Genomic DNA, 11,204 nt, shown 5'->3' with positions numbered 1-11,204 from the left:
CATTTCGCCTGGGCGACAAAGAGGCACCTGCGATTCGCAGCTGCCCCTTTGCCATCAAGCCTACGTCTATAGGCAAGCCATTATTTTGAAATGGTTTGATACCACTCGTTCGCTTCCTTGACGGATTCTGCGCCGCCTTCTGCCATCCATTGCGAAAGGAAGGTATCGTAGTTGTCTCTAGATTGCGCTCCTGCGATATACATTAGCACCGTGTCGTCCAGCAGCTTCGTCAGCTTTTGCTTGTTTTTGGATACCGCATCGATTGGCGGCGCAATCGACATCGGATCAACGACAATATTGCCTTTCGCCGCGTTTTCCTGAAACGCCTCATAGTAGCTTTGCAGCACAGGGTCCTTCCGAACGCGCGCCTGCCAGTAAGCCGGATAATCATATTCATTAACCCCGGTCATGTAGGAGCTTGCATTGGTTAAGTCATCATTGAATTTAGGCAAAATGGGATAATATTTGCCATCCTTCACTTCGTGATGAACGCCTTCCTCGCCAATGGCGAGCTTTATGAAGATATCCTTCTTCAGCTTGGTATCGAGCAGCTTGATCGCATGCTCCTTTTGCTTGGATATCTTCGGTATCGCAATAAACCAAGTCGTTGCCAGGTTAACGCCAATCGATGATTTGCCATCCTTGCCAACTAAGTAAGGAATAATGCCGATTTTGGCTTCAGGGAAGTTTTTGACAAGGGCAGCTTCTGCGCTAGAAGCACTCCACCAAGCCAGCTTGATCATTGCGGCATTGCCGCTGGAAAACTTCTCAATCGCTTTCGCACTCGTATTGATCGGCATTTCCGAATCCAGCAGCCCTTCGCTGTACAGCTTGTTCATATAAGCCAAAAATTCCTTCATCTGTGGAAGCTCTGCTTTATGCAGAAGCTTGCCATCCACATCGTTCCAGTCGTTCAGCACGCCGAATGCTGCTGCAATATCTCCATAGATAGAATCCTTTGAGCCCGTTAATGGAACAATATTTTTGGCCTTCTTGATCGCTTTCAACACCTCATACAGCTCATCCGGCGTTGTCGGGTTTTTCAAGCTCAGTTCTTCCATCCAATCCTGACGGACAACGAGCTCCTCGCCTACGCTAATGCCAGAGCCCGTCTCCGGTATAGCATAGATTTTGCCGTCGATCGTAACGCTTTCCCATGAATCTTCCTTAATCGCCGCTTTGATGTTAGGGCCATGGCTTTCGATCAGATCATTCAGCGGCTCCAGCGCGCCCGCTGTTGCCAGCTTGTAGAACTGGGCAGAACCCAGCTTCATGATATCGAAGTTTTGCTTGTTCGCAACCATTAGGTTCAGCTTCTCGTCGGCACTTTCCGCCGGAAGCATTTCATAGGTAACCTTGTAGCCGGTCGCATCTTCTATGTTTTTAGCAACCGGGTCTGCGTTCGGATCGAACAGGCTGTACTGCATCAGCATCGTGAGGTTAGGATTGCCTTCGCCATCTCCCCCTGAGCCGCTGCCCGGAGCTGGAGTGGAATTGTTGCCGCATGCGGCAAGAGCAAGAGCAAATACAAGGACTATGGCCAACCAAGAACCTTTTTTCATAGAGTACCCTCCCGAATATGTGTTTTAAAGTCAAACTGCATTACCCTTCCATTGCCCGCTATCATGACAAGCTGACAGCATCACCGCCTTTCATGCCGATAGGTTTAACCCTTAACCGAACCTACCAGCACACCTTTGACAAAATATTTTTGCAAGAACGGATAAACCATCAGGATCGGCAGCGTAGCTAGCAATATTGAAGCTGCCTGAATGGACTGGGGCGTTGTGTTCAGCGCCGCGTCCACGTTATCCTTCAAAAACTCGCTGCTGGAGGATACCAACAGTTCCTTCAGATACAGCTGCAGCGGCTTGAAATCCTGATTGGTAATGTAGATCATTGATGTAAAATAGTCGTTCCAGAACGCCACCGCGAAAAATAGCGCAATGGTTGCCAGCACAGGAAGCGACAGCGGCAAAACAATGGAGAATAAAATTCGGATGTTGCTTGCTCCGTCCAGCTTGGCGGACTCCTCCAGCCCGTCCGGCAGCCCTTCAAAGTAATTTTTGATAATCAGCATGTTGAACACGTTGATGGCCGCCGGCAGGAATAGAACAGGAAACTGATTAACCAGTCCAAGATTATGCATGAGCAGGTAGGTAGGAATCAGGCCACCGCTGAACAGCATTGTGAAAATAAACATCAGCAGAAACCATTTTCTTCCTCGAAGCTGAACGCGAGATAATGGATACGCCGTAATGGTCGTGAGGAACAATCCTAACGCCGTCCCCACAATGGCCAAAAGAATCGAATTTTTTAAAGAGTTAAGGAACATGGAATCCTTGAGCACATACATGTACGTTCCGGTCTGAAAGCCAATGGGCAGCAAATTGACCTTGCCGGAGATGACCGCCGCTTCGCTGCTGAACGATTTGGCGATCAAGTTAACGAAGGGCAGCAGCGTCGTCAGACCTACCAGTATGAAAAATAAATAGTTGCAGAAATTGAACAGCTTCTCTGAAAACGATGTTTTCACGGTCACAGCAATCTCCCCTTTCAGTTACCAAATCCCGCGTTGCAGGTATTTGCGGCTAAGCGCGTTGCCCGCCAAGACGAGCGTGAAGGCAATAACGGATTCAAATACGCCAACAGCAGTAGTGAAGCTGTAGTCCTGATTGCCGAGACCCATTCGGTACACGTAGGTGCCGATGACATCTGACACCTTGTATACAGTGGGATTGTACATGACGAGAATTTGCTCTGTGCCAGCCTCCAGAATGCTGCCCAGCCTTAGAATAAACATCAGCAGTATAATGGGCGCGATGCCAGGCAGCGTAATGTGCCACAGCTGCTTCATCCGCCCCGCTCCGTCAATCTTGGCCGCTTCGTACAAGCCAGGATCGATCGTGGCGAAGGCCGCAAGATACACGATGGTACTCCACCCCGTCTCCTTCCAGCCCGCTGAGGTAATCAGAACACCCCGGAACACGCTATTGTCCAGGAAAAACGAGATCGGCTCCATGCCGATCATACCCATTGCCTTGTTGACCAAACCGCCATTACTGGACAGCATGTCGATAAATAGACCGCTTACGATAACCCAGGACAGAAAATGCGGCAAATAGATAACGGTCTGAATCGCGCGCTTGAACAGCATCCGCCTGATCTCATTCAACAGCAGGACAATGAGAATCGGCAGCGGGAACAAGATACCGATCTTCAGAAAACTGATAATAACGGTGTTTTGAAAAACATGCAGAAAATCGGGAGAGTTGAACAGTTTGGCAAAATGCTTCCATCCCACCCACGGGCTAGCGTCATAGCCATCAAAGATATTGAAATCCTTAAAGGCGATGGTAATGCCATACATCGGGGCATATTTGAAGAGCAAAAGAAACAAAATTCCAGGGACAAGAAGTGCATATAAATCCCAATCCCGTTTGACATCGGCAGCAAGCCGTTTGACATAATTGTTTTTAGCCTGGGGCTTATCCAGTGGTGCCGTTGCGCTTTTCATCGTATTCCCCCTCGATTTGATGCTTTCTACCTAAAATTGTAGTATCCAGCGCTCAGGGTTGGTAGAGTAATGCCATTACTATTTCTGGTACTTTGATGTTTGATTTCTTCACAAAGGAACGTAATCGGCATTAAAAAAGACAAAACCGCTTTCTACAACTGAAAGCGGTTTTGTCTTATATTTTTTTTGGTTATTGCACGCCAGCATAATTAGGCGCAGCTTTCACGCTTTAACTCCGCCTGGGTTGACGCCCCAATATTTGCGGAACACCTTGGTGAAATAGCTCACATCCCGGTAGCCCACGAGACGAGCGGCATCGTACACCTTGCCCCCATTCTGCAGAACGGATTTGGCCCGTTCCATCTTGCGCTCCAGCACATAGGTTGAAAAAGGTACTCCTGTCTCCTGCTTAAACAGCCGGCTCAAGTAAGATGAATTGATAAAAAGGCGGTCTGCTACCGTATGCAGCGTAATATCCTGATCGATTTCCTGATTGACGATAGACAGAATGGAGCGGACCACTCCGTTGCTCGTCGTTTTCCGCTGCTGCTGCAGGTAATCGCAGATGCGGCCAGTCAAGCGGACCAGCCAGGCCCGAATCTGCTCCTTCGTCGCCAGCAGCCTGATGTTCTCGAAATAAATCATATCCTCTCCTGCCACGCACCCAATTCGCCAGCCCTGCTTCTGAATCATACGGATATACAGGCTGCTCAAATAAAGGACGGCCTCATGAACCTCTTCTGCCGTCTCCACGGACTCTAGGCTTTTGTCCCACAATCCTTGCAGCGCCTCCAGCGCCTTGGCCTCGTCAGCGGTTTCCATGGCGATCTCCAGCGCTTTCTCTAATCCTTGCTGTACCTGAACCCCCTGTTCCTTACGGCCAATCTCGCGGTAAGGAATGGCTATGTCGCAGCCGTATACAATACGTTCCTGCAAGGCACGGCAAGCTTCGGCATACAGCGCACTCATGCTGCCAATCCCTCCGGCCGCAGCGCAAATGCCTGCGCTTGCTGTCAGACCAAGCGTCTCCCGGGTGCGCGACAGCAATTGAACGACCGATGCCTGTACGCGCAAAGCGCTGTCTCCTGGCTCCTCCTCGCGCCGCAGCACAAAAACAAGGAGCGTATACCCTTGATGATCAGGGCACACCCAACAGGAGGCGGGCAGCATTTCTCTCGCCAGGCATTGCAATGAGAAACGCCACATTGGAGCATCCTCCGCGCGAAAGCAGCCATCCCCTTGCGGAAGCGGGTCAATATCCACCACCGCAACTGCGATCCGGTCGGACTCCTCAAGCTCAATCTGATATTCCGCACCTCTTCGCAGCACCTCGCTATCGTCGTAGTCGCCTGCTGCCCACTGCCGAATAAAACTGCTTTGCAAATGGGGAAGATGCTCACGCCACTTTACCTTCAGCTCTGCCTGCTCGCGCCACTGCTCCATCTCGTCTCGCAGCTGCTTTGCCGCTTCCAGTACGGCGCCCAGTATTTCCTCTTCAGCCGCGGGCTTCAGCAAATACTGGGAAACCCCTAAAGCGATAGCATCCTGAGCGAAGCCAAAGTTGTCATGTCCGCTTAAGATTATCAGTTTCAGCTGAACGCCGTTGTCTGGATATTCCCTAAGCTTCCTCACCAGTGTCAGCCCATCCATCTCCGGCATCTGGACATCAATCAGCATGATATCGGGTCGCTTCCGCTCGATCAACGCCAGCGCTTCTACCCCGCTGGCAGCCAGTCCGACGACCTCAATGCCATGCTCCTCCCATGGAATATTATTAGCCAATCCCAACCTAAGCCGCAGTTCATCCTCAACGATCATTAAATTCATGCGGATCGCTCCCCTTTTTCCAGAGTATGGTGAGTTACAGCACGAAAACTTTCCTTGCATTGATCCAGCGGCAGCGAAATGGTGACCGAGGTTCCATGTCCTTGCACACTTTCGACAATCAATTCAGCTTCCTTGCCGTAATAAAGCTTAATGCGAGTCATTACATTGCGCAGGCCGAACAGGTCACCCGTCTCCTCGTCCTCCAGCGAAAACAGATTCGCTTCGCGCTGTCCCAGCCGCTTCATTTCTTCTTGAATATAGGCTAGTCGCTGCGAACTCATCCCTGAACCATTATCGCTTACGGTGACCTGAACGGCCTCTCCATCTTTTATTCGGCCGGAAATAACAAGTTTTCCGCCTTCCGTTTTCCCTTCCATCCCATGCAGGATAGCATTCTCCACAAGCGGCTGCAGCAGCAGCTTCAGAATCGGGATGGGGCGGCAATCCTCCTGAATGTCGTATTCCACCTCAAAGCTGTCCAAGTAACGGATTTGCTGAATGCGAATGTAATAATGCAGATGCGACAAGCTTTCGTCAATCGTAAATACATCCTTGCCCTTGTTCAGGCTTAGACGGAAAAAACGCGACAAATTCAGCACCATCTCGCTAATTTCATCCGCCTCGTAATTTTTAGCTGTCCAGTTAATTGAATCCAGCGTATTATACAAAAAATGAGGGTTAATCTGGGTTTGCAAAAATTGAAGCTCCGTCTTGGCCAGCCTCAGCTGCTGCTCGTAATGATCTTCAATTAGCCGCTTCTGGTCTACGACCATCCGATTAAACGCTTCCGTCAAATAACCCAGCTCGTCGTGCCGTGTATTCTCCAGATGCACATTCATATTTCCCGTACCCAGACGCTTCATGCCCTTGAACAGCTTATCTACCGGAGAAGCGATACCGATATAAACGAGCCAGGATATGCCCAGCGCCAGAAGGACGCTTACGAAAATAATAGCTAACGTATACAATCGAAGCTGATCTGTTTTGGCGTACAGTTCTTTTTTGGGCTGTATCAACGTCAGCCGCCATTTGGAATACTCCGAATCGATAGAAACGGTCATCTCCGCATCCGTCGTGCGGGGAAGGCCAGGCATGCCCACGCCCTCCGCAAGCGTATGCTCTGCGCCGTCGAGCTTGCCTGTCCCGGCAATCAATTTGCCGGTATCGCTGTGCAAATAAATGGTAGCCGAAGGCGATGGGAGCAGCGACTTCATCAGATTGATCAGCTTGCTTTTGTCCACTGTAATAATGACTACATCCGCTCTGCGATTGTTGTTGTACAAATCCATGGTTCGCAGCAGCGATACGCTATCGGTATTAATTAAGCTGCCGAAGGTCGCGTTGCCGGCAATCGGCTCCTCCGCCAGCAGATAAGTGATTTCCGTCCCGCTAGTAATGGCGGTATTCTCAAGCCATTGCTGCTGCTCAGGGCTACTCAGCCTTCTCCCTCCATAATTCGTCGAAATCATCATATGGGAGGGCTGATGATACAGGGATATTTGCGATACGATATGATTAATAGAGTTTACATTCGACAGCTGCTTCAGCAGCATCGAAAAATCGACGATGGAGAGCGGCGACAATTCCGCTCCGTTATCTGCAAGCAGCTTGATAAACACAGGGTCTGTAGCAATCAGCGTCGAAATCTCCTCCACATTTTGCAAAGTCAAATCAATATAGTCCATAGCTGAATTCAGTACCGTACTGGACCGCTCCACCGCTTGGTCATGCAGAATGCTGCGGGAGCGATCAACGGCAAATAGGCTTACCAAGACGAGCGGCAGCAAAATCAACATAAAATAGCAGGTTAGCCGAAACTGGATTTTGCGGGAAAAGCGATCCCGAAACCATTTGACGGGATTTCTCATGCTTATCTCCCCCCTCCGGCGCTCAAGCGGGCTTCGTACCATTGATTAACTTCCGCTGTAACCTCTGCGCCACCCTCGCGGTACCACTCCTCCACAAAGCTGTCGAACTCATCCAGCGAAACGATGCCCATCACGATTTGTGTAAAAATGCTCTCAAGCTCCTCTAAATGTCCGGCATACTTGCTCATCGCCGGTGTCGGAATTCCGAAAAATTCGTTTTTTATTAAATTTTGTTCAATCATCTGCAAATTATCGTATAAGTGAAAGTCGCCGAGCGAATCCAACCGAGCCTTAGCCATAACAGGATCAATGACATCGACGAGCGACTGGTAGATGCCCCTGTACAAATGCTTGTCATGCTCTACAAAATCGGTGACCATTTTCCCATTTTTCATCGACCAAATCTTGCCTTCAAAACCAAGCTTCAACGTCTCCCTGCCCTCTCCCACGATGAAATTAAGCAGCTTTACCACTTCTTCGGGATGTTTCTTACCGACCGGCACTACGTTGTAACCGCGGATTAAATCCTTGTTATATACGCCGCTGTGCCCCTCAGGTCCGACGGGATACTGAAGCGGAATCCATTCCGCCTTGGGATCTTTCTTTTTGCTTGCCGCGATGGGTCCGCGCGTATCGTACCAAGTCGCGGAAAACATGCCGACCTTTCCGTTCTCGATTTTTTCGATAAAAGCATTGTTGCGGTTAAGCGGGAATTCCGGATCAATCAGCCCTTCCCGGTAAAGCTTTGCCAGAAAAGCGAGCGCTTGCTTGGTCTCCGGCAGCGTACTGCCATTAACCAGCTTTCCATCACGCGCCACCCAAGAATTCAATTGAACACCAAAAGCGCCAAAAAACGGCGCTGTCCGCCCCATGTCCTCGAGCAAAATAAGGCCCATCGTATCATTGAGCCCGTTCCGGTCAGGGTCTTCCTTAGCAAAGGCGCGCATGACTTCATAATATTCGTCCAGCGTCTTAGGCGGCTGCAGCCCTAGATTATCGAGCCAATCCTTCCGCACATACATCAACTCGATGCCCTGCACGTCTGTTAAACTTGGAATGCCGTAAATTTTTCCGTCGTAGCGCATTCGATCCCAAGCCTCTTCAGGAATAAACTTCTTCAGATCTTGTCCATATTCGTTAATATAGTCGTCAAGCGGCGTAAAAGCCCCTTTTTTGACATATTCGTCAAACCAAACCGGGTTGAACGTGTGAATGAGATCTGGGAGATTTCCGGAAGCCATAATGACGTTTAGTTTCTCTTCATAAACTTCCTGAGGGGGAATATTGACCCGCAAATCCAGTCCTGTACGTTCCTTTATATAGTTTATATAAGGATTATCGTTTTCGTCTGAACCATCCGGGAATGTCATGCCCAAATCGTTAATGACCATCGAAATCGCGACGCGGCTCTGCGATGTGGGTAGCGGCTGGCCAAGCTTCTCCCACTCGCTGCAGCTTGGCACCGTCGCAGCTACCATTAACAACGCTATTATCCGAACAATCAAACGACAGTTGAACCTTTTGCGCTCCATAGCTCCCCCTCCATCTTTTCCGGAATGCATCCGGCATTACTCCCTATTCAACTTCTCCTTCAAGCAAGCGCTAGACTGCGGTACATAACCAGCAAAAGCAGCCTCCTTCCCACCTACTCACTGTTATCTATCTAAATTATGTTAACTATAATAACACGAAATACAACTAATATGAGTATAAAGGCATAATGCATCAGGCCAAGCTTCTTTTCATGTCATTAAAGCGAACATACATTAAAGCGGTTGCATAAATAACAAGGTAATACGGATATCGCTATAGAATATACTTCCTATATTTAGAATAAATAGAAGCGGCTGCCCTTACGGCTATTCGAACTTTGCAGGCTGTTGAGCCCATCCTATTCCAATAGCCGTTCCAGCAACCGCTTTACGTCCAATCCAGCAAATGTGAATAAATCTGTTATTTCCATTGTACTTCCAACAAGCGCCCGCTTAAATCTTAGATTCAATAACTGGGGCTAGCGGAAACTCTTAATAAATTGAACCGCTTTGCGTATATCGGTCTCCGGCTGATCTCCAACTTCGCGTTCGATCGTCAGATAGCCATTATATCCAATCTCCTTTAACGCCGTAAAGTATCTGTCGAAATCAACATTCCCTTCGCCGAGCGGCAGCTCACGGAAAAATTGTCCCGTGCTCACCATCTCCGCAATTTTGGCATGATCCATCGGCTCATAGCCAAGCGCACCATATACCATGCGAGGATCTACCACCTTGCGGCGTATGCCGTCCTTGACATGGGTGTGAACGACGTAATCCTTAAGCAGGCGAACCCCTTCCGCTGGATCATCCCCCGTCACCATCACCATATTGGCAGGGTCAAAGTTGACAGATACCCCTCTGCCACCTAGCGTATCCAGAAAACCTTTCAGATGGGCCGCCGTCTCAGGGCCGGTCTCGATAGCAAAATAGGCCTTCATGCTATTGGCATATTCATTCAGCTCGCGGCAAGCCTCCTGCATAACAGCGAACACCTCTCCATCTTGATCCTCCGGCACGATTCCGATATGAGTCGTTACAATGGTCGTGCCGAGGTCCAGCGCCAAATCGAGAATCCGCTTTGATTTCTCTACTTTTTCCTCGTTAACGGATTTATCCTGGAAGCCATGGCCACCCAGGTCGCCGCATAACGCGCTGATTTCCAGCCCTAATGAATCGATATAAGCCTTCAGCTCCCTGCGGGCGGCAGCGCCGAGATTAACCGGGTCCATCTCGCCTGAAACGGCATAGATTTGCACCCCCTCCGCACCAACCTCCTTCGCCTTCTTCAGCCCTTCCTTAACGCCGACGCCAAAGCTGTCTACAATGACGCCTATGGGATTTCCGATATTTACAGACATGCCGATTCCACGCCTCCCCTAGTCGAAATGGATTTCCTTGCCTAGAGTCGCCGACTCGTACACGCCGCAAAGTATTTTCATGATTTCAACGCCGTCCTGCACTGGACTGATCGTGTTTTTCTTCCCTTGGCAAACTTCAACAAAGTAATTTATTTCGTCTTGGAAGCCCTGCACAAATTCGAATGAGAGATTGTCAATTTGTGGCGTGGCGTTCAGAATCGTGTCATACTTCTCTGTAATTAAAGTCAGCTCTGGCTCCAGCTCGACACCGCCTTTCTCGCCATAGAGCTTTACCGTCAGCTCATCCTGCTTCGCATGCAGCGTAAAGCTGACATCAACCAGCAGCGACGCCCCGTTCTCAAAGCGTACCAGCGCATTGGCCATGTCCTCAACCGTGTTCAGTGCTGCATCATAATCGGCTGCCTTGTAGAACTTCAAGTTTTTCACATTGGAGCGGTTGCCTAAACGGTTGTAGGTGTTGCCGCTAATGGATTTAACTTTGGGCTTGCCCATCAAATACCAGCAAAGATCGATGACGTGAACGCCGATATCGATCAGCGGACCGCCGCCGGAGCGCTCCACATCAGCGAACCAGCCTCCAGGGTTGCCCAGCTTGCGTATGCATGAAGCTTTGGCGTAATAAATCGGGCCGATTTCACCATTGTCCAAAAATGCTTTTACAATCCGCGTATTGGAGGCATAGCGGCGGACAAATCCTACCTGCAGCGTCTTACCGGATTCCTTGACAGCCGCTTCAACCGCTCGTGCCTCCTCCACCGTTTTGCTGAGCGGCTTCTCGCAAAGCACATGCTTTCCTGCCTTCAGAGCGGCGATACTGATCTCCGCATGGGTGTTGTTCCAAGTACAGATGCTGACCGCATCAATATCGGGGTTCGCCAGCAGCTCGTTGTAGTCGGTGTAAACGTTAGGAATGTTATATTTCTCCGCCTTTGCCTTCGCCCGTTCTTCCTTCAAGTCGCAGACAGCGACCAGCACGGCATCCACGTTTTTGCTGTAGGAGCCAAAGTGCATTTCTGATATGGAGCCAGCTCCGATTACGCCAATTCGAATAGGATTGCTCATTGCGATTTTCACCTCA

General features: G+C 49.7%; 8 protein-coding genes. All 8 read right to left on the bottom strand.

Annotated features, from left to right (window positions below):
- Positions 1-80: 80 nt before the first annotated feature.
- The 8 genes from ACIFSR_RS20035 to ACIFSR_RS20000 all read right to left on the bottom strand — a co-directional run bounded on the left by ACIFSR_RS20035 (position 81) and on the right by ACIFSR_RS20000 (position 11,188).
- The gene (locus ACIFSR_RS20035; protein ID WP_430059488.1) at positions 81-1,562 is read right to left on the bottom strand and encodes an extracellular solute-binding protein; all 1,482 of its coding nucleotides are present in this window, start codon (positions 1,560-1,562) and stop codon (positions 81-83) included.
- A gap of 104 nt (positions 1,563-1,666) precedes the next feature.
- Positions 1,667-2,536: a carbohydrate ABC transporter permease gene (locus ACIFSR_RS20030; RefSeq protein ID WP_430059486.1), complete on the bottom strand. Its 870-nt coding sequence runs from the start codon at positions 2,534-2,536 to the stop codon at positions 1,667-1,669.
- Positions 2,537-2,560: 24 nt separating this feature from the next.
- Positions 2,561-3,517, bottom strand: coding sequence for an ABC transporter permease (locus ACIFSR_RS20025; protein ID WP_430059484.1), 957 nt, complete (start codon positions 3,515-3,517; stop codon positions 2,561-2,563).
- Between the two features lie 222 nt (positions 3,518-3,739).
- Positions 3,740-5,344 carry a response regulator transcription factor gene (locus ACIFSR_RS20020; protein WP_339204794.1) on the bottom strand — a complete coding sequence of 535 codons (1,605 nt, stop codon included), beginning with the start codon at positions 5,342-5,344 and terminating at the stop codon, positions 3,740-3,742.
- Positions 5,341-7,212 (bottom strand): cache domain-containing sensor histidine kinase, encoded by a 1,872-nt coding sequence (locus ACIFSR_RS20015; RefSeq protein ID WP_339204795.1) that lies wholly within the window; start codon positions 7,210-7,212, stop codon positions 5,341-5,343. Before ACIFSR_RS20015 ends, ACIFSR_RS20020 begins: the two co-directional genes overlap by 4 nt.
- Positions 7,213-7,214: 2 nt before the next feature.
- A complete protein-coding gene (locus ACIFSR_RS20010; protein WP_339204796.1) occupies positions 7,215-8,744 on the bottom strand; it encodes an extracellular solute-binding protein in 1,530 nt (509 codons plus the stop codon).
- A gap of 479 nt (positions 8,745-9,223) precedes the next feature.
- Positions 9,224-10,105, bottom strand: a complete 882-nt coding sequence (locus ACIFSR_RS20005; protein WP_339204797.1) for a sugar phosphate isomerase/epimerase family protein — start codon at positions 10,103-10,105, stop codon at positions 9,224-9,226.
- A gap of 18 nt (positions 10,106-10,123) precedes the next feature.
- Positions 10,124-11,188, bottom strand: coding sequence for a Gfo/Idh/MocA family protein (locus ACIFSR_RS20000; RefSeq protein WP_339204799.1), 1,065 nt, complete (start codon positions 11,186-11,188; stop codon positions 10,124-10,126).
- Positions 11,189-11,204 lie beyond the last annotated feature (16 nt).

The organism is Paenibacillus sp. NRS-1760 (assembly GCF_050467785.1).
Taxonomy (GTDB): Bacteria; Bacillota; Bacilli; order Paenibacillales; family Paenibacillaceae; genus Pristimantibacillus.
The sequence above is the reverse complement of the archived record's forward strand: the minus strand, read 5'-3'. Positions and strand labels throughout refer to the sequence as shown.

What these genes read in the sequence shown, in the direction of transcription:
- ACIFSR_RS20005 (WP_339204797.1), bottom strand. Translation starts at nt 10,105, where the DNA reads ATGTCTGTAAATATCGGAAATCCCATAGGCGTCATTGTAGACAGCTTT.
- ACIFSR_RS20020 (WP_339204794.1), bottom strand. Translation starts at nt 5,344, where the DNA reads ATGAATTTAATGATCGTTGAGGATGAACTGCGGCTTAGGTTGGGATTG.
- ACIFSR_RS20015 (WP_339204795.1), bottom strand. Translation starts at nt 7,212, where the DNA reads ATGAGAAATCCCGTCAAATGGTTTCGGGATCGCTTTTCCCGCAAAATC.
- ACIFSR_RS20035 (WP_430059488.1), bottom strand. Translation starts at nt 1,562, where the DNA reads ATGAAAAAAGGTTCTTGGTTGGCCATAGTCCTTGTATTTGCTCTTGCT.
- ACIFSR_RS20000 (WP_339204799.1), bottom strand. Translation starts at nt 11,188, where the DNA reads ATGAGCAATCCTATTCGAATTGGCGTAATCGGAGCTGGCTCCATATCA.
- ACIFSR_RS20025 (WP_430059484.1), bottom strand. Translation starts at nt 3,517, where the DNA reads ATGAAAAGCGCAACGGCACCACTGGATAAGCCCCAGGCTAAAAACAAT.
- ACIFSR_RS20010 (WP_339204796.1), bottom strand. Translation starts at nt 8,744, where the DNA reads ATGGAGCGCAAAAGGTTCAACTGTCGTTTGATTGTTCGGATAATAGCG.